27 protein-coding genes are annotated in these 25,502 nt (G+C 62.6%); 18 read left to right on the forward strand and 9 right to left on the reverse strand.

Annotation, left to right across the window (positions count from 1 at the left end; translation table 11 throughout):
* Nucleotides 1-52: 52 nt before the first annotated feature.
* Nucleotides 53-457 (reverse strand): helix-turn-helix domain-containing protein, encoded by a 405-nt coding sequence (locus P3T43_RS18070; RefSeq protein WP_429282404.1) that lies wholly within the window; start codon nt 455-457, stop codon nt 53-55.
* 658 nt (nt 458-1,115) lie between these two features.
* Between P3T43_RS18070 and P3T43_RS18075 the strand changes: the two genes are divergently transcribed.
* From P3T43_RS18075 to P3T43_RS18095, 5 genes are all read left to right on the forward strand, one after another.
* Nucleotides 1,116-1,964 carry a DUF2092 domain-containing protein gene (locus P3T43_RS18075; RefSeq protein WP_429282405.1) on the forward strand — a complete coding sequence of 283 codons (849 nt, stop codon included), beginning with the start codon at nt 1,116-1,118 and terminating at the stop codon, nt 1,962-1,964.
* A gap of 8 nt (nt 1,965-1,972) precedes the next feature.
* Nucleotides 1,973-2,899: a hypothetical protein gene (locus P3T43_RS18080; protein ID WP_429282406.1), complete on the forward strand. Its 927-nt coding sequence runs from the start codon at nt 1,973-1,975 to the stop codon at nt 2,897-2,899.
* 639 nt (nt 2,900-3,538) lie between these two features.
* A complete protein-coding gene (locus P3T43_RS18085; protein WP_429282503.1) occupies nt 3,539-4,507 on the forward strand; it encodes a hypothetical protein in 969 nt (322 codons plus the stop codon).
* 76 nt (nt 4,508-4,583) lie between these two features.
* On the forward strand, nt 4,584-5,027 hold the full coding sequence (locus P3T43_RS18090) for a hypothetical protein (RefSeq protein ID WP_429282407.1): 444 nt from the start codon (nt 4,584-4,586) through the stop codon (nt 5,025-5,027).
* 190 nt (nt 5,028-5,217) lie between these two features.
* The gene (locus tag P3T43_RS18095) at nt 5,218-6,252 is read left to right on the forward strand and encodes an NAD(P)-dependent alcohol dehydrogenase (RefSeq protein ID WP_429282408.1); all 1,035 of its coding nucleotides are present in this window, start codon (nt 5,218-5,220) and stop codon (nt 6,250-6,252) included.
* A gap of 22 nt (nt 6,253-6,274) precedes the next feature.
* On the opposite strand, the gene P3T43_RS18100 is transcribed toward P3T43_RS18095, so the two are convergent.
* From P3T43_RS18100 to P3T43_RS18130, 7 genes are all read right to left on the reverse strand, one after another.
* A complete protein-coding gene (locus P3T43_RS18100) occupies nt 6,275-6,700 on the reverse strand; it encodes a DUF1801 domain-containing protein (protein ID WP_429282409.1) in 426 nt (141 codons plus the stop codon).
* Between the two features lie 99 nt (nt 6,701-6,799).
* Nucleotides 6,800-7,327 carry an SRPBCC family protein gene (locus P3T43_RS18105; RefSeq protein WP_429282410.1) on the reverse strand — a complete coding sequence of 176 codons (528 nt, stop codon included), beginning with the start codon at nt 7,325-7,327 and terminating at the stop codon, nt 6,800-6,802.
* Nucleotides 7,324-7,659 (reverse strand): ArsR/SmtB family transcription factor, encoded by a 336-nt coding sequence (locus tag P3T43_RS18110; protein ID WP_429282411.1) that lies wholly within the window; start codon nt 7,657-7,659, stop codon nt 7,324-7,326. The genes P3T43_RS18105 and P3T43_RS18110 overlap by 4 nt, the downstream gene beginning before the upstream one ends.
* Before the next feature lie 80 nt (nt 7,660-7,739).
* The gene (locus P3T43_RS18115; RefSeq protein ID WP_429282412.1) at nt 7,740-8,684 is read right to left on the reverse strand and encodes an anti-sigma factor family protein; all 945 of its coding nucleotides are present in this window, start codon (nt 8,682-8,684) and stop codon (nt 7,740-7,742) included.
* Nucleotides 8,681-9,235 (reverse strand): RNA polymerase sigma factor, encoded by a 555-nt coding sequence (locus tag P3T43_RS18120; RefSeq protein WP_429282504.1) that lies wholly within the window; start codon nt 9,233-9,235, stop codon nt 8,681-8,683. The genes P3T43_RS18115 and P3T43_RS18120 overlap by 4 nt, the downstream gene beginning before the upstream one ends.
* Nucleotides 9,236-9,601: 366 nt before the next feature.
* A complete protein-coding gene (locus tag P3T43_RS18125; protein WP_429282413.1) occupies nt 9,602-10,315 on the reverse strand; it encodes a hypothetical protein in 714 nt (237 codons plus the stop codon).
* Nucleotides 10,316-10,371: 56 nt separating this feature from the next.
* Nucleotides 10,372-10,581, reverse strand: a complete 210-nt coding sequence (locus tag P3T43_RS18130; RefSeq protein WP_429282414.1) for a hypothetical protein — start codon at nt 10,579-10,581, stop codon at nt 10,372-10,374.
* Between the two features lie 326 nt (nt 10,582-10,907).
* Here P3T43_RS18130 and P3T43_RS18135 point away from each other — a divergent pair, with 326 nt between their 5' ends.
* The 5 genes from P3T43_RS18135 (at nt 10,908) to P3T43_RS18155 (ending at nt 15,983) form a co-directional block, all read left to right on the forward strand.
* Entirely contained in the window at nt 10,908-11,450 is a 543-nt protein-coding gene (locus tag P3T43_RS18135) for a Uma2 family endonuclease (protein ID WP_429282415.1), read from the forward strand.
* Between the two features lie 157 nt (nt 11,451-11,607).
* Complete coding sequence (locus P3T43_RS18140) at nt 11,608-12,360, forward strand: SDR family NAD(P)-dependent oxidoreductase (RefSeq protein WP_429282416.1); 753 nt, start codon at nt 11,608-11,610, stop codon at nt 12,358-12,360.
* A gap of 163 nt (nt 12,361-12,523) precedes the next feature.
* On the forward strand, nt 12,524-13,846 hold the full coding sequence (locus P3T43_RS18145; RefSeq protein ID WP_429282417.1) for an MFS transporter: 1,323 nt from the start codon (nt 12,524-12,526) through the stop codon (nt 13,844-13,846).
* A 64-nt stretch (nt 13,847-13,910) separates the two neighbouring features.
* Nucleotides 13,911-15,089 carry an L-rhamnonate dehydratase gene (gene rhmD / locus P3T43_RS18150; RefSeq protein ID WP_429282418.1) on the forward strand — a complete coding sequence of 393 codons (1,179 nt, stop codon included), beginning with the start codon at nt 13,911-13,913 and terminating at the stop codon, nt 15,087-15,089.
* A gap of 111 nt (nt 15,090-15,200) precedes the next feature.
* Complete coding sequence (locus P3T43_RS18155; RefSeq protein WP_429282505.1) at nt 15,201-15,983, forward strand: SDR family NAD(P)-dependent oxidoreductase; 783 nt, start codon at nt 15,201-15,203, stop codon at nt 15,981-15,983.
* 23 nt (nt 15,984-16,006) lie between these two features.
* Here the strand turns inward: P3T43_RS18155 and P3T43_RS18160 are convergent, their stop codons facing one another.
* The gene (locus P3T43_RS18160; RefSeq protein ID WP_429282419.1) at nt 16,007-17,017 is read right to left on the reverse strand and encodes a LysR family transcriptional regulator; all 1,011 of its coding nucleotides are present in this window, start codon (nt 17,015-17,017) and stop codon (nt 16,007-16,009) included.
* Between the two features lie 195 nt (nt 17,018-17,212).
* Between P3T43_RS18160 and rhaM the strand changes: the two genes are divergently transcribed.
* The 8 genes from rhaM (at nt 17,213) to P3T43_RS18200 (ending at nt 25,490) form a co-directional block, all read left to right on the forward strand.
* Entirely contained in the window at nt 17,213-17,536 is a 324-nt protein-coding gene (rhaM, locus tag P3T43_RS18165) for an L-rhamnose mutarotase (protein ID WP_429282420.1), read from the forward strand.
* 63 nt (nt 17,537-17,599) lie between these two features.
* Nucleotides 17,600-18,493 carry an amidohydrolase family protein gene (locus tag P3T43_RS18170; protein ID WP_429282421.1) on the forward strand — a complete coding sequence of 298 codons (894 nt, stop codon included), beginning with the start codon at nt 17,600-17,602 and terminating at the stop codon, nt 18,491-18,493.
* Nucleotides 18,494-18,570: 77 nt separating this feature from the next.
* A complete protein-coding gene (locus P3T43_RS18175; protein WP_429282422.1) occupies nt 18,571-20,100 on the forward strand; it encodes a sugar ABC transporter ATP-binding protein in 1,530 nt (509 codons plus the stop codon).
* Nucleotides 20,097-21,161: an ABC transporter permease gene (locus tag P3T43_RS18180; RefSeq protein ID WP_429282423.1), complete on the forward strand. Its 1,065-nt coding sequence runs from the start codon at nt 20,097-20,099 to the stop codon at nt 21,159-21,161. The genes P3T43_RS18175 and P3T43_RS18180 overlap by 4 nt, the downstream gene beginning before the upstream one ends.
* Complete coding sequence (locus P3T43_RS18185; RefSeq protein WP_429282424.1) at nt 21,154-22,167, forward strand: ABC transporter permease; 1,014 nt, start codon at nt 21,154-21,156, stop codon at nt 22,165-22,167. Before P3T43_RS18180 ends, P3T43_RS18185 begins: the two co-directional genes overlap by 8 nt.
* Before the next feature lie 84 nt (nt 22,168-22,251).
* Entirely contained in the window at nt 22,252-23,259 is a 1,008-nt protein-coding gene (gene rhaS / locus P3T43_RS18190; protein ID WP_429282425.1) for a rhamnose ABC transporter substrate-binding protein, read from the forward strand.
* A 176-nt stretch (nt 23,260-23,435) separates the two neighbouring features.
* A complete protein-coding gene (locus P3T43_RS18195) occupies nt 23,436-23,675 on the forward strand; it encodes a DUF2442 domain-containing protein (protein WP_429282426.1) in 240 nt (79 codons plus the stop codon).
* Nucleotides 23,676-24,182: 507 nt separating this feature from the next.
* Nucleotides 24,183-25,490, forward strand: coding sequence for an MFS transporter (locus P3T43_RS18200; RefSeq protein ID WP_429282427.1), 1,308 nt, complete (start codon nt 24,183-24,185; stop codon nt 25,488-25,490).
* The last annotated feature ends 12 nt before the right edge of the window (nt 25,491-25,502 follow it).

Genomic DNA, 25,502 nt, shown 5'->3' on the forward strand with positions numbered 1-25,502 from the left:
AGAGGGTCGCGGGGCATTGGGCTCGTTCATCGGCTCGCTTATCGGCTTTTGCTCATCGGCTCGATTTGGAGAGCCGATGGCCGAGACCCAGATTCGTCGCAATCTGCCACGTATAGACCCGCGAATACTGCACCCCGAACTTTGCGCCGATCACCTCGCGCAAGCGCGCGTTGGTCCATGCATCGCTCGGAAAGCCGTGTGCTTGCGCGGAACCACGCAAGGCGGCCGCGATCCATTCCAGCGCCGCGGCGTCGAGCGCGGACGCCCGGCCGCCGACACTCATTTTCCTCAGCGCGTCGAGACCGCCGTCGTCCAGAATGGCTTTGTAGCGTTTGACCGTGGCCGTGGACAGGTTCAGGGCCGCGGCCACCGCGCTCACCGACGAGCCGGCGAGCAGCATCTGCGCTGCGTTCAGGCGCCGTGCAACAGTCGGAAGCTCTTCGATTCGGGAGCGCATGGATAGGCCGTCCGTCAAAGTCCGGGGCAAACAGTGGGGGCGCCGCCCGTCGTGGAAAGAACAGAGCCACGCGACCCGGATCTCACTACTAATAAATGATTTTTAATTGAATGTGTTGAGACAGGGTGAAAATAACTGCGTGTGAGGTTTAATGCTCTATTGCTATGAGCTATCAATGTGAAGGTTGCCGGAATCCTTTATTGAAACAATCGTCCTCATCATTACGATTTTTGGCATCACCGCGTTGATGCTTGATGTTCGCTAAAACGTTTGCTAGCATCCAGTCATATTCCTTACATTCTGAAGATTAGCGCAGACATCTATTCTGCACACACTTCATCGCAAGCCCTTCTGCGTCTATTCGAGCGGGGTTATATAGCCCTTTTTGCCGGTTTATATTGGATTAATACGAAAATGATCCCGGGCTATTCGATTATTTCAAGAATAACTCTGCCCCGTCGCATTCTGTCGACTGTCATCCGCTGAGTAAAACAGGGGTTCTTGATTTTTAGCGTAAATCGTTCGACGTGCGGAATCGCGATTGCCGCGCGAAATCCGCATCGTCTTGTCCCTTCTGGACGTGATTATTCAGCTTCATGAATGCAAAAGCAGGTCAATGCCCAATTCGCGCAACGTTTCAGTGATTTAGGAGAGCATAGTGAACCTGTTTATTTCGCATCAGGGCGGCGAAAGCGCCTTGCGGGGCAGGCGCTTCGTCCTGCTGGGCTGCGCGCTGGCGGCCATGACGGGGGCGTCTGTCGCACTTGGCCAAGCTCCGGCGTCCGGCAGCGACGAACCCGCGCAAACGCAAGCAGAGATGCAACCTCAGGCTGTCGACGCCCTGAACAAGGTCGGCAATTACCTGCGTACGCTAAAGGACTTCCGTATCCAGGCGGACAGCGTGACCGACGCCGTCCTGACCACCGGGCAGAACGTCGGCTTTCTGCATCGCACGGAGATGTCGGTGCAGCGTCCGAACAAGGTCAGGGTCGTGGTCACCGGGAGCCGTGCGCCGAAAGGCCTGATCTACGACGGCCACACCCTCGTGCTGTTCAACGACACGCATCACTACTACACCCGCGTACCGGCGCCACCCACCATCCGCCAGCTGATTGCCGACGCGGATGAGAAATACGGAGTCCAGTTGCCGCTCGTCGACCTGTTCTACTGGGGCGAGCAATCCGATGACGAAAAGGCCCTGACGAGCGCGCTGTTTATCGGGCTCGATCGAGTCGACGGCAAGTGGTGCAACCACTATGCGTATCAACAGCCGGGCCTCGATTGGGAGCTCTGGGTCCAGAGCGGTTCGCGGCCATTGCCGTGCCGGTTCGTCGTCACCGATACCACGCAGCCGTCGCGGCCGCAGCACGCGGTCAATTACCAATGGACGCTGAATCCCACGTTCAACGCCGCCACCTTCGAGTTTCATCCCGGCCCAGGCGCGCACGAAATTCCGATGCGCCCGCCAGCCGTAACGGGCGACGACCAACAGGGAGACGCGCAATGAGACCACTGATGCGACTGACGGCTATTGCGCTCGCTCTTACGTTTTCGGCGACTTCGGTCACCACCTTCGCCTTCGGAATTCGTGGCGGAGCGCGTACGAGTGTCCATGGAGGCGGTGGAGGTTTCCACGGCGGGGGTGGGGGAGCAGGCGGTGGAGGCGGTGGATTTCACGGTGGCGGCGGGGGCGGAGGTGGCTTCCAGGGCGGCGGCGGAGGTGGCGGCTTCCAGGGCGGCGGTGGAGGCGGAGGCGGGGGGTTCCAAGGCGGTGGAGCCGGCGGGTTTCAGGGAGGCGCAGGCGGTTCGCACGCCGGCGGCCAGACTTCGCGCGGCGGAGGCCAGCCGTCCAATGGAGGCGGTGGAGGCGGTGGGGGCGGTGGCTCGAACTCACACGGCAATGGCGGCGGCGGTGGCGGCGGGCAGAACTCGCACGTCGGTAACAGCAATGGCGGCGGTAGCAACGGTGGCGGAGGAGGCGGACAGAATTCGCACGGTGGCAACAACAACGGCGGCGGCAACAGCAGCAACAGTGGCGGAGGCGGTGGCGGACAGAACTCGCACGGCGGCGGTAACAACAACGGCGGCAACAACGGCAACAACGGAGGCGGCCAGAACTCGCACGGCGGTAACAACAACGGCGGCAACGACCACCACGACGACGGGCATCACGACGACGGTCACCATGACAACGGGCACCACGACGACGATCACGATCACCATCACCACGACGACGGATGGTATGTCGATCCTGTCGCAGTCGGCGTGGCCGTGGGCGTGACAACTGCAATCGTGGTGGGGACGACCGTCGCGGCGCTGCCGCCGAGCTGCAGCAGCGTGATGGTGGCCGGCGTGCTGTATCAGCAGTGCGGACCGAACTGGTACCAGCCGCAATACGTGGGCCCGACGGTGCAGTACGTGGTGGTTGCGGCGCCGCGGTAAGCGCTGGATTCCAACGCCGGCATGCGAGTTGACTGAACGGCTCGTGTGCCGGCGCGAGGCGCCGGACGCCGCTCGTGAAATGGCGAACACCGAAGCCGCACACGGATTCGGAAAAACAATGCGCCGGCTAGGTCCTGGCCCCGCGCGATAGCGCGCTCCTGCTCGCACTCGCTGTCATGATAAGGACTGAAGATGGATATCGAACTCGAGGCGCGGATTGCTCAACTGCTCGTGCGGGCAGCGCGGCGCAGGAAGCTCGTTCCGTACGGCAGCTTCCACGCAATCTTTCCACCGGATCTCCCTCTGGTCAAACGGTACAAGGCATTGGAGAAGGCGACATCGTCGATCTGCGAGCCCCAGCTTGCAGATTATGGCGCGCTTCTGTGTACCGACTCCGGCCTGCCCGGACCGGACTTTTATGCGCGCTTCAAACGTCTGCATGCCGAACGCTACTACGCGGTCGTCGGTGCGGACCGTTCCCGCAAGCTAAAACTGGTGGAAAAGCAGCGCTTCGCACGCGAGGCGCGTGAAGAGGTGTTTCGGCATGTCCGTGATGTCCTGTCCGACGCGCCAGCGGACGCACCCAGGCCAAAACAGGCCGTCGTGGAGGGATTCTCCGCGCGGCCGGTTTGCAGCGTCTTGCTGGGCATTGCGCTGATCGCAGGCGGCCTGCTCGGTTCGCCGAGGGCCGAAGCCCAGGAGTTTTCGCTGTTCGGCGGGGGTTCGAGGGCGGGCGATACCAATACCTACAGCTGGGCTTTCAATTATCAGGAGGGCCTGGGACAATATTTCGCGGGCAGCTTCTCGTGGCTGAACGAAGGGCATATCCCCAATCATCATCGCGATGGCCAGCTGCTGCAGCTCTGGGGGCGTATTCCCGTAGGGAATCCTAAATTTATCGTGCAGGCGGGGATCGGTCCATATCGCTATTTCGACACGACGACTGAGCAGCAGGGCGGCAGTTATTCCGATACCCACGGCTGGGGCGTAGTCTACAGCGTACGTGCCGCGTATTACGCATCGAACCGCTGGGTGACCCAGTTGCAGCTCAATCGCATTCATGTGCAGCGCGGACCGGATGCGACCAGCGTCCTGCTCGGGATCGGCTATCAACTCGACGCCCCGGACGGCCCCGGTCCGCGTGACTGGGCAAGCGGCAGCACGACGAAGGTGACCAACAACGAAGTCGCCGCGTACCTTGGCAAAACCATCGTCAATTCGACGAGCTCACCCTCGGCGCTGGCCGGCGCCGTTGAATACCGGCGCGGCCTCGCCAAATATCTCGATGTGACGCTCGGTTATCTGCATGAAGGCAGCAGCAAGCTGGCGCGGCGGGACGGCATCACGAGTCAGCTCTGGGCAACCCGTGCGTTCCTGAACGACAAGGTCACGCTCGCGGTTGGCGCCGGTGCGTACTACGCGATCAACGAAAACGAGAACAGCGAATCGCCGGGACCGGGAGCGGGAAAATTCTCCGGCCTGGTCACGATCGCTGGTTCGTATCGCTTCACCCAGCATTGGGACGCGCGGCTCGAATGGAACCGCGTCGTGACACGTTACGATCGCGATACCGATGTGATATTTGCGGGTGCGGGCTACCGGTTCTAAACTTGCGATGTCAGACCGTGCAAGGCGGCCGTTTCTCCGCATCGGCGCCGGATATATTGCCTGGTGGAGGTTCTCAATGACCATTACAGGTCGCGGCATCGTCGCGCTGTGCCTGGTTGCGTGCTGCATGGATATGGCGAATGCGTACGAAGATCCCGGCGCAGTCGCAGAGCGGATTCAGTCGGCTGGCCGTGGTGCGCATCTTGGACGTGAACTGTGCGGCTATACGTCCGCCCAGGTTGAGGATTACAAGGGGAGACTGAGGCGCTCGCTGTCGTCCCCGGCCAACTTCGATACCGAATGGGACTACGGCTGGAAAAGGGCCGAGCCAATGCTGCTCCAGTACCAGTCGCTGCGGACCGGAGACCCGCAGGACTACGAATCGCGCGTACGTCTCGTCTGCGCGACGCTCCGAAGCCTCGCGCGGCGCCTGCCCAAGCCGGGTAGCAAGGCCGCTTCGGAGGCCGCCTCACAGCCCGCTTCACAGCCCGCTTCACAGCCCGCCTCGGCCCCGCGATAGACGCGCGGCGGCAAGACGACGCCGGGTCATGGCCAAAGGTACACTGAATGGGTTGCGCGCATCCGAAGCCATGATCTGGAGCGCAATCGCCACGACTCATCTCTCCTGAGCGGCGTCAGCCTTGCCGAACACAGCCGTTTCGAACCGGCTGTTTTCATTCCGTTTATCCCCCTTGCAGAGGGCTTCAATCATGGAAGCACTGGTTCTCGAAGAAGCGCGCCGCATCAGCTTGCGGCCGTTTACCTTGCCGCAGGTCGTCGGTCCGCGTGATGTGCGTATTCGCATCAATACAGTTGGCATTTGCGGCAGCGACATTCATTATTATCAGCATGGCCGCATCGGGCCGTTCGTCGTCAACGAACCGATGGTGCTCGGTCACGAAGCCGCCGGCACCGTGATCCAGACCGGCGATGAAGTCACGCACCTCAAGGTGGGCGATCGCGTCTGCATGGAACCGGGCGTGCCGGACATGGCATCACGGGCGTCACGTGAAGGCATGTATAACCTCGACCCGAGCGTGCGTTTCTGGGCGACGCCGCCCGTGCACGGCTGCCTGACGCCGTTCGTGGTGCATCCCGCCGCGTTCACGTTCAAGCTGCCGGACAACGTCAGTTTCGCCGAGGGCGCGATCGTCGAGCCGTTGGCCATCGGCATGCAGGCCGCCACCAAGGCGAAGATAAAACCGGGGGACGTGGCCGTTATTCTGGGCGCGGGGACGATCGGCATGATGTGCGCGCTGGCGGCGCTCGCCGGCGGCTGCAGCCGCGCTATCGTGTGCGATCTGGTGCCTGAGAAGCTCGAACTGATCGGCAGTGTGCAGGGCGTGACGGCGGTCAATATCCGCGACCGGAAACCGAAGGACGTGGTCGCTGAACTCACCGAAGGGTGGGGCGCAAACGTGGTCTTCGAAGCCAGCGGCAACGAGAAGGCCTTCGAAGGGATCGTCGATCTGCTGTGTCCGGGCGGTTGTCTCGTGCTCGTCGGCATGCCGCAAAAGGCGGTACCGATCGATATCGTGGCCGTACAGATCAAGGAAGTGCGGATCGAATCGGTGTTCCGCTACGCCAACATGTTCCCGCGCGCCATCCAGTTGATCGCCTCGGGCCGGCTCGATATCAAGCCGTTCATCTCACGCACGTTCCCGTTCGCGGACGGCATCCAGGCCTTCGAAGAAGCGGCAAGCGGCAAGCCCACGGACGTGAAGGTGCAGATCGTGCTGGAGTGATCAACGCTACGGCGACGCCTGCCTAAGCGGGCTTTTTCGGACGCTTGGGCCTGGCCGCCGCAGTGGAGGTATTCAGGGCGATCGCGGCACGAATGAGTGCCTTGAATTTTGCGGCATCCACTTCCTCGCCTTCATGTATGTCGATGGCGCGTCGGGTGTTCCCGTCGAGGCTCGAGTTGAAGAGCTTCGACGGGTCCTTCAACGAGGCTCCCTTGGCGAACGTCAACTTCACCACCGCCTTGTATGACTCGCCGGTGCAGATAATGCCGTCGTGCGACCAGACCGGCGTGCCGCGCCACTTCCACTCTTCGATGACGTCCGGATCGGCGTCCTTGATGAGTTGGCGCATCCTGCTCAAGGTTGCGCCGCGCCAGTCGGCGAGATCGGCGATGCGTTGGTCGATCAGTCCGGATGCCGGCGGATCCTCGTTCGAATCCGACTGTGTCATGTTGTTCTCCTGAAGTTTCCGGACGCCTTACCGATTTCGCCGCAGGCGTTACCGTGTGCCCGGCACTCGAAAGTCTCCACGTTTGCCGCGTCGTGCGGTTTAGAGACCCCATTGCTTCGCGTACTCGTCCTTCAAACGCGGCCAGCCGAATTTCATTGCGTCGCCGCCAACGATACGTCCAATCGGATCACCCGCAACGAACCGTTCGAGCACGTCGAGGCAGATATGCCAGCCGGCTGCGCCCATCGTGATGAAGGCGCGGTCGATGTTGTGCCAGAGCGTGAGACGTGTGCCGTCGCCGAGCGGCTCCAGTTGCCATCGCATGTCGTTCTCGCCCCAGCGGTATTCGAGCAGATGCGGTGCTTCGACGCGCGTCACCTGCGTATCCGAGATCTGCGGCGTAGGCGTGCCCACCGTCGAAAGCCTGACGGGGCCGACTGCTGCCAGACTGCGATCTGCATCGAACGGGGCCCATTCACGCAGGCTGACCGGATCGGTCAGCGCTTGCCACACCTTTTCCGGAGGATGACGCAACTCGCGGACCAGAACGAGTGTCCACCGGTCGCCGTCCTTGTGGACTTCGGCGCCGGCGGCAGGGCCTGCCCTATATTCGTCGCGATTGCTCATGGTTTCTTTCCCTTTGCTTGCGGTAGCGGATCCATCCGGTCAAGGTGGCGTTCGAGCGCGTCGAGATGCCCGGACCACAACTGGCGAAACGGCGCGAGCCATGTGTCGATCTCCATCAGCGGTTCCGGTTTGATGCGGTATAGACGCCGCTGCGCGTCGACGCGCGATTCGACGAAACCCGCCTCTCGAAGGACCCGCAGATGTTTTGAAACCGACGGCTGGGACAGGCTCAACTGCTCCTCGATATCGCCCACGGACCGCTCGGCGGACGCAAGCAGACTGAGGATGGCGCGGCGGTTCGGCTCGGCGATGATGGCAAATGTCGAATCCATGGTGTTTATATACCTGACGAGGCATATACATGTCAAGCTAGTGGTTGACGGCGCTGCCTGCGCACGCGCGGTCCAATGCTCTACATGGAATTGGCCGCCAGCATCACGGCATTCGCCACGCCAAACAGCGTCTGCACGGAGTTGCTGGAGATATGCTTGGCCAGCGCGGCCAGATCGGTCCCTTCCGGTTTGCCGATCAGCGCATAGCCGAGATCGGCATGCCGCCACGTGACCACATTCATGCTGTCGATGCGGTGCTCGGCCGGCGCGGCGTCGGGGCGCGTTTCCTTCATCACGCACAGCGCAATCGGGCCGCCTTGCGGCGGCAGATAGACGATCTGCACCAGCGGCTTGTCGTCATAGCGCAACCGCTGGACGCGTTTGAATGTCAGTCCGTCGGCGCTCAGATCCGGAATCCGCACATTCAGCCCGTCCTGATGCTGGATTTCGTCGACGGTTTGCGCCGTGACGTCGGCATTGACCGGCACCTGCGCCACCGTTTCGCGCGAATAAAGCTGCTGGTAGCCCGCTGCCGCCGCGACCCAGCTCGAAGCGTCGGGATTCGCCTCGGTCAGCGTCGCGGAAGGCACACCGGCCGACCGCACGCCGAGCCCCGGCAGGAAACGCATGCCGACGCCGTAGCAGAACGATCCGGCCACGAACGCCACCACGAGCCACTGCGGCGCGATCCGCAGCCGTGAGCGCACGGGCGAGGCGAGCGAGGCGGGCGAGGCGGCCTCGCTGGACGCGTCGCGGGCGATGGTGGCGTCGTTGGCGCCCGAGGTTGTCGTGCGTTGCGCGTGGGCGCGCGCCATCGCCGTGACGGCCTCGGTCAGGCTGTCCGGCACCGGCGGCAATTTTTGCTGCGCGAAGGCTTCGGCGTAGGGCAGCCTTGCACTCTGCAACTGGGCCACCAGTTCGGCGGCATCCGGCGACACGGCGATCTCCTTTTCGACCTCGTGGCGTTCCTCGGCGGACAGTTCGCCGTCCACGTAGGCCATCAGCAGGATAGAGTCCATCTTCATGAGATCGGGTCCTTACTCGCGACTGCAGCTTTCGTTTTTTGATTGACGCGCACGCCGAACAGCGCGCCGATGGTCTGGCGCGCGCGCGACAGTCGGCTCATGATGGTGCCGATCGGCACCTCGAGCACTTCAGCCGCTTCGACATAGCTGAGGCCTTCGACGGCAACCAGCAGCATCACCGCCCGCTGCGCTTCCGGCAGCCGGCCCACGGCGCTGACAATCTGGTTATTGATGGCATTTTCCTCGGGCGTACGCATGGCCGGATCGGCGACGGTTTCCAGCATGTCGTCGTCCCACTCCGTGCTTGCGCGGTTGCGCCGGCTGCGGGCGCGCAGTTCGTTGATCCAGGTGGAATGCACAATGGCAAACATCCAGCTCAAGGCCGAGGTGCCCGGCTGCAACTGATGCGCACGTTCGAGCGCGCGCACGCACGCGCGTTGCACCAGGTCTTCGGCGTCGTGCCGATCGCCCGAAATGCGCAAGGCAAAGGCCCACAACCGCGGCAGCAGAGCCGGGAGCAGAGTGGGTAAATCCGGGCCGGTCGTCGACATGATTCCTTGCGGGTGTCCGGTGTCTCCGGAATGACGCGTGTACTGCGGCTGGCGCTCAAGCGCGGCGACCCGGTGGGTGCCCGTCAAGTCCGGGCAGTCCTTGCGAGGCCCGCCAGCGCGGGCACTTGCTGAAGGCTCGCAGGAGGGCGACCGTCATCAGGATAGTAGCTGCAAACCGCGGCCCTCGCTGGGACGTGCTGGCGAGGGGGCAACCCTACGCGTGAGCGGTGACAACTGGGACTCAGGGCAGGGCGACAGCGCGTCGGCGTTGATGGCCGCAGCCGATGCGCAGCTCTATGCGGCGAAGTCAGCGGGACGCAACCAGGCGAAGTCAGCCGTTTGAGCGCGCGCGCCATGGCGGCGAACTTATCCCCGGCGCTTTCTTTGCGACATCACGATTGCGCCAACGCCACAAGCCGCGATGAGCAGTAACACGCCAAGCGCGACAAATAACGGATTCGATGAGCCGCTGCCGGCGTTGCCCGAAGTGCCCGAGTTGCCCGTAGCCGCGGATGCCTCACTGACCGGAGCCGGCGCGGACGCCGCTGAAGCGACCGGCTGAGGCAGCGCGATGCCATAGGCGCTTCCTTGCCGCGCGACCGGCACGCTCGACGCTTGCTGACTTGCCTCTGCAGCGGCCAAAGAAGCGGCGGAAGTAGCGGGTGAAGCCGGCGGGCTCCCAAGCGCTTCCGATGCGGTGACACCCAGCGCTTGAGATGCGGTGAGACCCAGCGCTTCGGGTATGGTGGCGACCGGCGCGGCCGGCCCGTTCCCAGGATTCTTTTCGACGCTGCTCCATTGAGCGAACACAACGTCGATACAGTGCACGTCAATACAGGCGTCACGCTGATGTTGCCAGGCAGCGAGGGCGGCTGTCGTCAGCTTGCCTGTCTGAAGCAGCTTCTGCTGCTGCTCATAGATATTGTCGTACTCGTGATTCAGGATTGCGTGGTCGCAAATGACCCGCTGGGCCGGTTGCCGCGTGCTCTCACACTGGATGTCGCTGGCCCATGAGCTTGCGCTGCAGAGCAGGAAAGAAATCAGGACGGCACGTTTGATACTGGCTGCGTGTAGTGGCAATTCACCCTCTTCGAAGGACAGGAAAGGTGCCGCCCGCCAGTCCGCAGGTCTATGCGCTACTGCGACTCGCGGGCTTCGGCGCGAGCCTTGGCAATCTCGAGCGGGTGCTGGTCGTGATAGGTGTCGACCAGTTGGGAGCATAACTGAGCCAGCGCGGCCAGGTCCATGGCCTGGTCGGCCTGCTCGACTTCTCCCGCGTTGAGCACGTCGTCGAGAACCGGAGCGAGACGGCGCAATCGGCGGAAAGTGGCGTCGTCAAGTTTCATGTTGGTCTCCTGCTGGGGCGCAGCACTCAGGCTGACATCCTGATGCATCAGATTATGTGGCGCGCATTGCACGACTACGCGGAGTGGTTTGTTGCAATGCACAATAAGTCTCGTCAAAGAGATGAAGCGTGCGGCGTAATGGTCTGTAACACGGGGCGGGGGCGCCACCAGGCGCCGCGCCGATAATGCGAAAGAGCGTCTGCTGTATCGTAACTAGCATAGCCCGGATTGTGCGGCGCGCAAATACATACAATTGTCAATCCACTGCCAGAGGGTTTACGCTTACGTGACTTCCCCGCGAGACGACTATGGGTACACCAGCACTTTTGGATCGTTACGAACTTCTCGCTGCATGGCATCGCCTTGTTCCCGAAGCAGAGCCCGCCGGCCGTTACGGATATGAACTGGACGAACTGGGCGAAGCCATAATGAATCGCGCCCCGTCAGCCAGACGCCAGATCGTGCTGACCGACGTCTACTGCCACCTGACCGAAACGATCGGTCACCTCGCCGCCATGTCGGTGGCCGTCACGACGCCATCGTTCGGCATCAGGATTCCGGACGTCGTGTGGATGCCGTGTGACAAGTGGGAAAGTTTCGATCGCGACGACCCGGCGCCGTTCGTCCCCGACCTGTGTATCGAAGTGCTGCTGGATAGCGACCGGATCCACGACATCGACCGCCGGGTCGCGGCCTATCTGGAGGGCGGTGCGCACGAAGTCATCGTCATCGGCCAGCGCGGACAGGTCGACTATTGGGGCGTTACCGGCCGCCGCAAGACCTCCTTCTTCGACGTGACGGTCCCACTCGATCCCCTGTATTTCGAAGAGCGCGCCGCAGTCATCAAGGCAACTGACGTTCGTCGTTAAGACAAGTCTTCATCGCGCGCCAGTTTCGATTCACTTTTGTTATCGCACGTTCCAATACTCGAATTGTTCAGGTATCGGCCAGGCCGTATATTGGCTGACACCAACACAACCATACCGGGACGCAGCACGAACCCGGTCACGGAAGCGAGACAAAGCGATGAACCGAATCGATCTGGAGGGGCGTGCCGTCGTCATTACCGGCGGTGCGCGCGGCATTGGCTACGCAGTGGCGCAACGCGCCCTGAAATCGGGCGCTTCGGTTGCCCTCTGGGATGTCGACGCGGCGCGCCTCGAACGCAGCCAGAGCGAACTCGCCGAATTGGGCAAAGTCTCGTCGGCGGTCGTCGAACTGACGGATGAAACGTCAGTGGCCAACGCGGTCACCCAAACTCTCGCTGCCCACGGCAGCATCGACGTCCTGATCAACTGCGCCGGCATCACCGGCGGCAATGGCACGACGTGGGAACTGGAACCCGACGTCTGGCGTCGGGTGATCGACGTGAACCTGATCGGCCCGTATCTGACCTGCCGCGCCGTCGTGCCGCAAATGCTCAAGCAAGGCTACGGCCGCATCGTCAATATTGCGTCGGTGGCGGGCAAGGAGGGCAATCCGAATGCCTCGCACTACAGCGCGTCGAAAGCCGGCCTGATTGGCCTCACCAAGTCGCTCGGCAAAGAGCTGGCCACCAAGAACATCCTCGTCAACGCTGTGACCCCCGCGGCGGCCAAGACCGAAATTTTCGACTCGATGGCGCAGCAGCATATCGACTACATGCTCTCGAAGATTCCCATGAATCGCTTCCTGTTGCCCGAAGAGGCGGCCTCGCTGATCTTGTGGCTGTCATCGGAAGACTGCGCGTTCAGCACTGCTTCGGTGTTCGATCTCTCCGGCGGCCGCGCGACCTACTGACGCTGACACGGGCATGCGCGCGCACGCGTCATGCCCTTCGTCGAGCCCGCTGAGACGGGCCGGATGATCCGGCGACGCAAGGCGTGACACGCAGCAAGGTCACGCCCGCGCGAGCGGACCTCGCCCGCCGTCATGGACCGTTTTGCATGGAACCTGAGACGCCATGAATCTGAATTCGCCCGCTTCCCTCGAGGCGATCAACAGCAAGGTGATGCGGCGCCTGTTGCCGTTTCTGCTGCTGATGTACGTGCTGGCCTTTCTCGACCGCGCCAATATCGGCTTCGCGCAAAAAGCGCTGCAGCACGATACCGGTTTGTCGAATGCCGCGTTTGCCTTCGGCGCCGGGGTGTTCTTTATCGGCTATGCATTGTTCGAAGTGCCAAGCAATCTGCTGCTGCATCGTGTCGGCGCGCGCGTCTGGATGTGCCGGATCATGGTGACGTGGGGACTGGTGTCGGCATCGATGTGTTTCGCGCACACGCCCACCGCGTTTTACACGTTGCGATTTCTGCTAGGCGTCGCGGAAGCCGGATTCTTTCCGGGCGTGATCTATTACCTCACGCACTGGTTTCCGCAATCGGCGCGGGCGCGCGCAGTCGGCGTGTTTTATTTCGGCGCGCCGCTTGCGTTCATTTTCGGCAGTCCGCTTTCGGGCGCGCTGCTCGAATTGCATGGCGCAGCCGGTCTGGCGGGCTGGCAGTGGCTGTTCCTGATTGAAGGCGGCATGGCAACTGCGGTCGGCGTGTGGGCGTTCTGGTATCTGGACAACCGGCCCGAAGACGCGCGCTGGCTCGATCACACGCAACGCGTCACGCTACGCGCGGCACTCGACGCCAACGCCCGCGGTGCGGCCGCGCACGGACCTCGCAATACCCTGGCGGCATTGCTCGATCGTCGCGTGCTGGCGTTATCGGGAATCTATCTGCTGATCCAGATGAGCGTGTATGGCGTGATCTTCTATCTGCCGCAGCAGGTCGCGGCCTTGCTCGGCACCACGGTGGGCGTGCGCGTCGGACTCGTCGCGGCGCTGCCCTGGTTGTGCGCGCTCGTCGTGACGTGGATCGTACCGCGGCGCGCAGATCGCTGCGGCGGGCATCGCCGCTGGACCGTTGCGCTGCTGGTGCTCGCCGGGCTCGGTATCGGCGTGTCCGGTCTTGCGCACAGTCCGTTGCTTGGACTCGCTGCGCTGTGTTGTGCCGCAAGCGGTTTTATCGCGGCGCAACCGCTGTTCTGGACTTTTCCCACGCGCTATCTGACCGGCGCGGCGGCCGCCGGCGCGATCGCCCTGATCAATTCGCTCGGCGGCCTGGGTGGCTTTATCGCACCGTCGCTGCGCACCGCGGCTGAACACACCTTTGCTTCGACCTCGGCGGGCCTGCTGGTACTCGGCGCGGCGAGCTTGCTGGCGGCGTTGCTGATCGGCATGCTGTTTCGCCGCGACAGCAGCATGGCGGCCGAACCTCTTGCATCACTCATTCACCACTGATACACCGCGCCCGCTAATCATCGACGGCCGCGCTTTACTGCACTAAAAACGGAGCCTCTCTCTTATGGCCATGCCTACTATCAAGCACGTGCGTGCCTTTATCGTCCGTGGCGGCGGCGCGGATTATCACGACCAGCCGGACGGTCACTGGATCGACGATCACATTTCCACGCCCATGGCGCGCTACCCGGAATACCGGCAAAGCCGCCAGTCGTTCGGCATCAATGTGCTGGGTACGTTGGTGGTCGAGATCGAAGCGAGCGACGGCACCGTCGGCTTCGCGGTGACGACCGGTGGCGAAATCGGCGCCTTCATCGTCGAGAAGCATCTGGCGCGTTTCCTCGAAGGCCAATTCGTGACCGACATCGAGAAGATGTGGGATCAGATGTATTTCGCCACGCTCTATTACGGCCGCAAAGGCGTGGTGCTGAACACCATCTCCGGCGTCGATCTCGCGCTGTGGGATCTGCTCGGAAAGATTCGCCAGGAGCCGGTGTATCAGCTGCTCGGCGGCCCGGTGCGCGACGAACTGGTGTTTTATGCGACCGGCGCGCGGCCCGATCTCGCCAAGGAGATGGGTTTCATCGGCGGCAAGCTGCCTTTGCAACACGGACCGGCTGAGGGCGAAGAGGGACTCAAGAAGAACATCGAGCGCCTCGCCGACATGCGCAGCCGCGTCGGCGACGATTTCTGGCTGATGTACGACTGCTGGATGAGTCTCGACGTGCCGTATGCCACGCGGCTTGCGCACGCGGCGCATGAGCACGGTCTGAAATGGATCGAAGAAGCGCTGCCGCCGGACGATTACTGGGGTTACGCCGAACTGCGCCGCAACGTGCCGCGCGGCATGATGGTTTCGACCGGGGAACACGAGGCAACCCGCTGGGGCTTTCGCATGTTGCTGGAGATGAACTGCTGCGACCTGATCCAGCCGGACGTGGGCTGGTGCGGCGGCATCACCGAACTGATCAAGATTTCCGCACTGGCCGATGCGCACAACGTGATGGTGGTGCCGCATGGTTCGTCGGTGTACAGCTACCACTTCGTCGTCACGCGTCATAACTCGCCGTTCGCGGAGTTTCTGATGATGGCGCCGAAGGCCGATGAAGTGGTGCCGATGTTCACGCCGTTGCTGCTCGACGAACCGGTGCCCGTCAATGGCCGGATGAAGGTGCCGGATACGCCTGGCTTTGGCGTGCGGCTCAATCCGGAATGTGCGTTGGTGCGGCCGTATCCCCGGTAAGATGTGCGCCGGGTTGTGCATCGCAAGCGGCGCGCATCGGTGCCCGGTCGCACCGAGTGGGACTGAAGAAGAAAGATGAGCGCGACGGCTCAATCGAACAAGGAGAAAGAAGTGCTGCTCAAGGATAAGGTCGTGATCGTGACAGGCGGGTCGCGCGGCATTGGCCGGGCAATCGCGGTGGCTTGCGCTCGCGACGGCGCCGACGTGGCGATCAACTACTGGGGCGACAACGACGCATCGTATGGACGCCGCTCGGCAGTGGAAGAAGTGCTGGCTGAAATCGAAGGGCTGGGGCGCCGGGCCATCGCCGTGGAAGGCAATGTCGCGGCGCGCGAGACGGGTGCGGAACTGGTGAAGCGCACTGTCGAGGCGTTCGGCAAGGTGGACGTGCTGGCGAGCAATGCGGGCATCTGTCCGTTTCATGCGTTTCTGGATATGCCTGCCGAAGTCCTGGAGACGACCGTGGCGGTGAACCTCAACGGTGCCTTCTTCGTGACCCAGGCCGCCGCGCAGCAGATGAAGGCGCAAGGCACGGGCGGTGCGATTGTCGCCACGAGTTCGATCAGCGCGCTGGTGGGTGGCGGCATGCAGACGCACTACACGCCTACGAAGGCGGGCGTGCATTCGCTGATGCAGTCGTGCGCGGTGGCGTTGGGACCGTACGGGATTCGCTGCAATTCGGTGATGCCCGGCACGATCGCGACCGATCTGAACGCCGAAGACCTCGCCGACGAGTCCAAGAAAGCCTACTTCGAAAAACGCATTCCGTTGGGCCGGCTAGGACGCCCGGAAGATGTCGCGGATTGCGTGGTGTTTCTGGCCTCGGATCGCGCCCGCTACGTGACGGGCGCCGCGTTGCTGGTGGACGGCGGTCTGTTCGTCAACCTGCAGTGAACTCGCGCGGCTCGGTGCGAGGATCAATGAGCCGGCAGTGGCACAACGTCGCCGCCGGCCGAAGCGGTGGCATGCGGCTGGACGATAGCGTCGCGCGCGAGCTGCAGCGAGACACTGCGCAGCAGGTCGATGAAGTGCAGCGCCGGTTCGGCGAGCGCTTCTTCCTTGCGCGTGAGAATGCCGAAGCCGGCCAGACTCTTACCGATTTCGACGGGCAGCGCCACCAGCAGCTTGCCGCGCACATGGTCGCGCACCACGGATTCGGGCAGCATCGCCACGGCATCGTAGTTTTCGAGCAGTTGCAGGGTCGCGAAGATCGACGCGCATTCGGTCAGGTTGACCGGCGTGGCGAGCCCGGCGCGGGCCAGTTCTTCTTCGAACAGCACGCGCGCCGGACTCGTGAGCGGTTGGGCCACCCACGGCCAGTCGACCAGCTCGCGCAAGTTGATGGCGGTGTGTTGCGCCAGCGGATGCGCCGTGCGCACCACCAGCAACAAAGTCTCGCGGGCGAGCGGTTCGAAACTGAAATCGTTGTGTTGCAAGGGATGGGTGAGCCGTCCGAGCGCGAGATCCACTTCGCGGCGATGCAGCAACTGAACCACCTGATCGCTGGTTTCGCCGAGAATGCGCACGTTCAGCAGCGGCCGTTCGGTTTTCAGGGCGGCGACCGCCATGGCCAGCAGGTCGGGCGCGGCGCCCATGATGGCGCCGACGGTCAACTGGCCGTGCCCGCCCTTGCGTTTGACGTCGAGGTCTTCGGCGAAGCGGGTCAGCTCCGCCAGCGCGCGGCGCGCGTAGGCGAGGGTGACCACGCCGAGCGGCGTGGGCGTCATGCCGCGCGCGTTGCGCTCGAAAAGCAGGAAGCCGAACGCTTCTTCGATATCGCCCAGCATGCGGGACGCGCTGGGTTGCGCCACGTTGACGGCGTCGGCGGCCTGATGGAGGTTGCGGGCATCGTCCAGCGCGACCAGCAGCGCGAGGTGTTTGAATTTGAGCCGGTTGACGAGGGCGACGGTAGCAGCGTTCTGGCTCATGGTGCAGAGGCGGTTGGCAAAGCAGATGGGCGGGTGCGGAGGCAGAGGCGTGAGCGATCGTGCGATTCGGTTTCTGGATCGCCCAATCCCAACAACGGATTGAGAGGCTATCGATCGAGGAATTATAGTCCGATCAGACGCTTCACCCAGAAAGCGCCCCGATAGATGAATAGTCAGGACTGGAGACAGGCTGCAATGGAGACAATCGCTTTCCGGATGGTGCTTAACCCTGGCATGCGCGAGGAATACGAGCGCCGGCATCAGCAGATCTGGCCCGAGCTGGCCGATGCGCTGCAGCAAGCCGGTGTGCGCGATTACCGCATCTTCTTTGATGCCGATAGCCATCACCTCTTTGCGATCCTGACGCGTACCCCCAATCATCAGATGGACCGTTTGCCGGAACTCGACGTCATGCGCAAATGGTGGGACTACATGGCCGACATCATGCAGACCGCGCCGGATCACACGCCGTTGCAGCAGGTGCTGGAGCCGGTGTTTCATCTGCAGGCGCCGGCCTGAACGACACACACTCATTGCAGCCGCGCCATGCCGGGTTGCGGCTGATGCCAGGAGACACGCCTCATGCAAGTTATCGACCCGCACATTCACTTGTGGGATCTGAAGACACATCACTATCCGTGGCTCGCGAATCCCGGTGTGTCGTTCGTCGGTGACGCGCGCGAACTGAAGCACGACTATCTGGTTGCCGATCTGCTACGCGAAGCCGGCGCGATCGAGATTCTGAAAGTGGTGCACGTCGAGGCGAATCACGATCCGGCTGATCCGGTCGAAGAAACGCGCTGGTTGCAAAGCCTTTCCAGCGAAGCGGGCTCGCGTGGCTTGCCGAACGGCATCGTCGCGGCGGCCGATCTCGCGGCGCCGAATGCCGAGCAGGTGCTCGAAGCGCATGCGGCCTTCGCCAATACGCGTGGCATTCGCCAGATCCTGAACGTGCATGAAAACAAGCTGTTCGATTACATCGGCCGGCATCTGATGCGCGAGCCCGTGTGGCGTGAGAATTTCGGTCTGCTGCGCCGTTATCATCTGTCGTTCGATCTGCAACTGTATCCGTCGCAGATGGAAGAGGCGGTCGCGCTAGCCCGCGCTCATGCCGACACGCAGATCATCGTCAATCACGCGGGCATGTTCGTCGACCGCAACAGCGTGGCGGGTTATCGCGCGTGGCGTGAAGGCATGCGGCAACTGGCCGGCTGTCCCAACGTCGCGGTGAAAATCAGCGGGCTGGCCATGTTCGATCACAAGTGGTCGGTCGAAAGCCTGCGTCCTTATGTGCTGGAAACGATCGACACGTTCGGCGTCGAGCGCGCGATGTTCGCCTCGAACTTCCCGGTCGACCGTTTGTTCGGCTCGTACGAGGAACTTTGGCGCGCGTATGCTGCGATCGTCGCGGACGCGAGCGAAGCCGAGCAAGACGCGCTGTTTCGCAGCAACGCCGAGCGCATCTATCGAATCTGACGCACACGAAGCAGCTGGACAGCATCCCCGATGAAACGCGGCGCGCATACGACGCCGCACGATGGAGGAGACAGGTAGTGCAGGAACAGACAACCGCTGCGCCCCGGCTTGAACTGCGGCATGCGAGCAAATCGTTCGGCAGGGTCCGCGCGTTATCCGACGGCGATCTCAAGCTGTTGCCGGGCGAAGTGCATGCACTGCTCGGCGAGAACGGCGCGGGTAAATCGACGCTCGTGAAAATCCTGGCCGGCGTGCATCAGCCCGATGGCGGCGAGATTCTGGTCGACGGTGTGGCGCGTCGTTTTGCGACACCCGCCGAAGCACGCGATGCGGGTCTCGCGGTGATCTACCAGGAACCCACGCTGTTCTTCGATCTCTCGATTGCCGAAAACATTTTCATGGGACGGCAACCGGTGGACCGCATTGGACGGATCCAGTACGACGCCATGCGCAGCGAGGTGAACGGGCTGCTGGCGTCGCTCGGCGTGGATCTGCAGGCGGACCAGCTCGTGCGCGGTCTTTCGATTGCGGATCAGCAGGTGATCGAGATTGCCAAGGCGCTCTCGCTGAATGCGAATGTGCTGATCATGGACGAGCCCACTGCGGCGCTGTCGTTGACCGAAGTGGAGCGGCTCTTCGCGATCGTGCGAAAATTGCGCGAGCGCGATGTGGCGATCCTTTTCATTACCCATCGTCTCGACGAAGTCTTCGCCCTGACGCAGCACGTCACCATCATGCGCGACGGCGCGAAGGTGTTCGATGCGCCCACGGCCGATCTGACCACCGCCGCGATCGTCGCGAAGATGGTCGGGCGCGATCTGGAGAGCTTCTATCCGAAGGCGGATGTCACGCCGGGCGACGTGCGTTTGTCGGTACGCGGTTTGACGCGGGTTGGCGTGTTCAAGGACATTTCGTTCGAGGTTCGCGCCGGCGAGATCGTGGCGCTGGCGGGGCTGGTGGGCGCCGGGCGCAGCGAAGTGGCGCGGGCGATCTTCGGCATTGATCCGCTCGATGCGGGCGAAGTCTCGATTGCCGGCAAGCCGCTTGCCACCGGGCGGCCCGCGGCGGCGGTGCGGGCGGGGCTGGCGCTGGTGCCGGAAGACCGTCGCCAGCAGGGGCTGGCGCTCGAACTCAGCATCGCGCGCAATGCGTCGATGACGGTGCTCGGACGTCTCGTCAAACATGGACTCATTTCCACCCGCAGTGAAACGCAACTGGCGGCGCAGTGGGGCACGCGGCTGCGTCTGAAAGCGGGCGAGGCCAACGCGCCGGTCGGCACGCTCTCCGGCGGGAATCAGCAGAAGGTCGTGCTCGGCAAGTGGCTGGCGACCGATCCCAAGGTCCTGATCATCGACGAACCCACGCGCGGCATCGACGTCGGCGCCAAAGCCGAGGTGTATAGCGCGCTGGCGGAGCTGGTCAAGGGCGGCATGGCGGTCCTGATGATTTCCAGCGAACTGCCGGAAGTGCTCGGCATGGCCGATCGTGTGCTGGTGATGCACGAAGGACGTATCAGCGCCGACATTGCACGCGCCGACGCGAACGAAGAACGGATCATGGGCGCCGCACTCGGCCAGCCTGTGAACCCACTAGGGCACGCCGCATGATGCGCCATTCTCATACTCATCCCCATCCGGCGCCGGTGCAGCCTCCCGTCGCCGGCGGCCCGGCCGCGAAAACCGGCGGCCTGGTCGCGACCATTGCGAAAAGCCGCGAGACCACGCTGTTTATCGTGCTGATTCTGTTGATCGTCGGCACGGCGCTCGCGCGACCGCAGTTTTTGAACTTCCAGAATCTGCGCGACGTGCTGTTGAATGTGTCGATTATCAGCTTGCTGACCGCCGGCATGACGGTGGTGATCCTGATGCGGCATATCGACCTGTCGGTGGGTTCGACGGTCGGCGTCAGCGCGTATGCGGTCGGTAGTCTGTATGTCGCGTTTCCGCATATGCCGGTGATCGTGGCGCTTGCCGCGGGGCTCGCGATCGGTCTCGTCGCGGGCGGCATCAACGCATTGCTGGTGGCGGTGGGACGGGTGCCCTCACTGGTCGCCACCTTGTCGACGCTCTACATCTTCCGTGGCGCCGACTACGCGTGGGTGCACGGCGGACAGATCAACGCAACCAGCTTGCCCGACGCCTACTCGCGGCTCGCAACGGGCGTGATCCTCGGCGTGCCGACGCTCGCCCTGATTGCGATCGTGGTGCTGATTGGCTTGTCGGTGTATCTGAAGCAGTTCCGCGCCGGCCGCGAGCATTACGCGATCGGCTCGAATCCGGAGGCCGCGCGTCTTGCCGGGGTCAATGTCGAGCGGCGCGTGATGTCGGGCTTTCTGTTGTCCGGCGCGATTGCGGGTTTCGCCGGGGCGCTGTGGCTGGCGCGCTTCGGCACCGTCGACGCGAGTACGGCGAAGGGCATCGAGTTGCAGGTGGTCGCGGCGGCCGTGGTCGGCAGCGTGGCGATCACCGGCGGCGTCGGCACGATTCTCGGTGCGACGCTGGGTGCGCTGGTGCTCGGCGTCATCAGTATCGCGCTAGTGGTGCTGCGCGTATCGCCATTCTGGGAGCAGGCCATTCAAGGCGCGTTGATCGTCGCTGCAATCGCAGCCGACACGTTGCTGGCCCGCTCCGTCGCCAAACGCATGATGAGGAAACGCGATCATGGCTAAACCCGATTCCGCCCTGTTGACCCGCAAACGCGAGACGCCGTTGCGCTGGGAGATGTTGCTCGTCATCGTGCTGGTGTTGTCGCTGGTGCTGGGCAGAGTGCTCTCGCCGGTGTTTCTCACCGGCGCCAACATCAGCAACGTGCTCGCCGATCTGACCGAAATCGCGCTGATGGCCTTGCCCATGACGCTGATTATCGTCGCCGCCGAGATCGATCTGTCGGTGGCGTCGGTGCTGGGCGCATCGAGTGCGCTGATGGGCGTGCTCTGGCATATGGGCTTGCCGATGCCGGTGGTGATCGTGCTGGTGCTGATCGTCGGCGGGTTGGCCGGGTTGCTGAACGGACTGGTGATCGTCAAGCTGAACCTGCCTTCGCTGGCTGTCACGATCGGCACGCTGGCCCTGTTTCGCGGGCTCGCCTATGTGCTGCTCGGCGATCAGGCTGTGGCGGATTTTCCGGCCGGCTATACGGCGTTCGGCATGAACAACCTTGGCCCGACCTTCATTCCGTTGCCCTTTGCGATCGTGATCGTCGGCGCCGTGGTGTTCACGGTGCTGCTGCAGTCGACCGCGTTTGGCCGCAGTCTCTATGCGATCGGCGCGAACCCGACCGCGGCGACGTTTTCCGGCATCGAAGTGGCAAAGATCCGCTTGCGCCTGTTTGTTCTGTCCGGCGTGATGAGTGCGCTCGCCGGCGTGGTGTACACGCTGCGCTTTACCAGCGCGCGCGGCGACAACGGCGAAGGCTTCGAGTTGTCGGTGATCGCGGCGGTGCTGTTCGGCGGCGTCAGTATTTTCGGTGGACGCGGGTCGATGATCGGCGTGCTGCTGTCGCTGCTGATCATCGGCGTGCTGAAAAATGCCCTCACGCTCGATGACGTGTCGAGCGAAACGCTCACCATCGTGACCGGCGTGCTGTTGCTCGCGTCCGTGCTGATTCCGAATCTGGTGGCCCGCTGGCGCGCGATGCGCGACCGGCGCTTCATTGCCCGATCTGCTGCTTCATAGCCGTACGAACCCGGTACGGCGTGCCGTTCCTGATATCAACAACCCGGACGCATCAACGTCCGACTATTAGCCAGGAGACACTTCATGTTCAAACCTCTACGTCAGGCCAGCGCGGCCGCGCTCTGCGTGGCCCTGCTAGGCATCAGCTGCGCGGCCAGCGCAGCCGATATCAAAAGCGGCCTGAAGGTTGCATTCATCCCGAAGCAGATCAATAACCCGTACGAGGTGATTGCCGACAATGGCGGCATGGCCGCGATCAAGGAATTCGGCGGCGTCGGCAAGGTGGTGGGTCCGTCGGATGCGGGCGCGTCGTCGCAGGTGCAATACATCAACACGCTCATCACGCAGCGCCAGGACGCGATCGTGATTGCGGCCAATGATGCGAACGCGGTCGTGCCTTACCTGAAAAAGGCCATGTCGCAAGGCATCAAGGTCGTGACCTTCGATTCGGACACGGCGCCGGATGGACGGCAACTGTTCGTGAATCAGGCCAACGCCGAAGGCATTGGGCGCGGGCAGGTTCAACTGGTGGCGAAGCTGATGGGCGGCGAGGGCGAGTTTGCGATTCTCTCGGCCACGCCGAATGCAACCAACCAGAACACCTGGATCAAGTGGATGCAGGAAGAGCTGAAGAAGCCGGAGTATTCGAAGATCAAGCTGGTGAAGATCGCCTACGGCAACGACGACGACCAGAAGTCGTTCGTCGAAACGCAGGGCTTGTTGCAGGCCTATCCGAACCTGAAAGCGATCGTTGCGCCGACGACGGTGGGCATTGCGGCGGCCGCGCGTTATATCTCGACGTCTTCGAGCAAGGGTAAGGTGGATGTGACGGGTCTGGGTACGCCGAACCAGATGCGCGCCTTCGTCAAGAATGGCACCGTGAAAGCGTTCCAGTTGTGGGATCCGAATCAGCTGGGCTATCTGGCGGCTTATGCGGCAGCGGCGCTGTCGTCGGGGACGATCACCGGCAAGGAAGGCGATTCGTTCGATGCCGGCAAGCTCGGCAAGCGCACGGTCGGACCGCAGGGTGAAATCATCCTCGGACCGCCGACGACTTTTGATTCCAGCAATATCGACAACTTCAACTTCTAAGCGGGCAGGCGGCTTCCGGACACGGGAGAGGCCGGTCATAGACAAAGACGCCCTGCGGGGCGTTTTTGCTTTTGGAGCGCCACGGCCGCCCTCTGCTCGTACCCGCTTTTTCCTGCTTGTACGCCCGGTTGCGGCGCTATACGCTTGGATGGCTTGCCTCTCTCAAGGAGCCGGACATGAAAGGCGCTGCGGTGGATGTGCATTTCGATGCACGCTTTTTGGTGCTGGATCTGGCCGACGGCCGGATGGCCCAGTTTCCCTTGACCCAGTTTCCGGCGCTGGCGTCGGCTTCATCCGTGGAGCGGGATTGCTTCGCGATCTCGATCGACAAACAGCGGCTCTACTGGCCGGAACTTCAGCAAGACCTTAGCGTGACGGCACTCCTGTTGCCGCTGGACGAAAACACGCTGCATTGAGTCTTTAGCTTCGTTTGGTCCCAATGCGGCTCGCTTTCCGGCGACGCCGCTATCTCCGGCTGTCTGATCTCTTGCGCGCGACGCTTAAGGCGTTTTCCGGCGACGGTGGGTGTTCGACCGTGGGCGGGGCGGAGCGTTAGAGCCGCGCTTGCCGGATTGAAACTCAACGCCCATAAGAAAGGAAGTTGTATAGCAAAATGACGTTCAGGGTAAACGATCATGTGACTATATGTTCGTGTATTTGCGTATAAAAAATCACAAATTCAATTAAATAAAGATAAATACGAAAACAAGAATCAGCGCCAGATGTCTGTCATTTCAATGTTGCTTGACAACTATTCCTCCCGTTGATTATCTTGGCGTCCATGGTGCGATCCTGCATGGCGGTCCGACCACGGACCCGAGCCATCACGGCGACTCTCGCCCTGGCACGATGCACGCCGGGAACACGCTGCCCGCACCATACAACACGGCACGTCAGGACACGGCGGCATATTGGAGGAGCAAATGGGCAAGGTTAGAGGCATGCGCTGGTGGATGATCGGACTCGTCACGTCAGGTCTCATCGTCAATTACATCGCGCGCAATTCGCTCGCGGTCGCCGCGCCGGAAATGAACCGGCTGCTGAGCATTTCGACCGCGCAATACTCCTATATCGTCGCTTCGTTTCAGGCCGCGTACATGGTCATGCAGCCGATCGCCGGCTACATCCTCGACGTGGTCGGCATCAAGATCGGCTTCGCGCTCTTCGCCATTGCCTGGTCCGGCGCGTGCATGCTGCACGGCACGGCCAACGGCTGGATTTCGCTGGCGGTGTTCCGCGGCATGCTGGGTCTAACCGAAGCCGCCGGCATTCCCTCCGGCCTGAAGGCCACCTCCGAATGGTTTCCCGCTAAAGAGCGTTCCATCGCAACCGGCTGGTTCAACATCGGTTCGTCGATTGGCGCCGTGATCGCGCCGCCGCTGGTGGTCTGGTGGGTGCTGCATGGCAACTGGCGCATGGCGTTCGTGTCGATCGGCGTGCTTGGGCTGATCTGGAGTGTCTTGTGGCTGCTGTTGTACCGTGCGCCGAAAGATCAACCGCGCCTGTCCGATACCGAGCGCGACTACATTCTTGCCGGGCAGGAAGCGCAATACAAAACCGCGACCGTGGCGCGTCCGTCGTGGCGCGCCATTATCCGGCGCCGCGCGTTCTGGGGCATTGCGATTCCGCGTTTTCTGGCCGAACCTGCATGGCAGACCTTCAACTTCTGGATCCCGCTCTATATGGTGAGCGTGCGCCATATGAACCTGAAGGAAATCGCCCTGTTTGCGTGGCTGCCGTTCCTCGCGGCGGATATTGGCTGCGTGCTGGGCGGCTATCTCGCACCGTGGTATCAGAAGCGCTTCAAGACGTCGCTGATCACCTCGCGCAAGCTGGTGGTGGTGACGGGTTCGCTCTGCATGATTGGACCGGCGTGCATCGGCCTCGCCACCAGCCCGTACGTGGCGATCGCGCTGTTCTGTATTGGCGGATTTGCTCACCAGACGCTGTCGGGTGCGCTCTATACGCTTGCTTCCGATGTGTTCGGCAAGAACGATGTCGCCACCGCAACGGGCCTGACGGGAATGGCAGGCTATGCCGGCGCCACGCTGTTCTCGCTGGCGGTGGGCGTGGTGGTGGCGCTGGTCGGCTACGACCCGCTGTTCGTGGCGCTCGCCTGCTTCGATCTGGTCGGAGCCGTGGTGGTATGGTTCGTCCTGAAAGAACCGCGCGAACCGCAATCGCGCAGCGCCGATACAGTCCCGCCTGGAGTCGACGCAGCGCGTGCATAAACTAATCAGCTG

The organism is Paraburkholderia sp. GAS41 (assembly GCF_050436545.1).
Classification (GTDB): Bacteria; Pseudomonadota; Gammaproteobacteria; order Burkholderiales; family Burkholderiaceae; genus Paraburkholderia.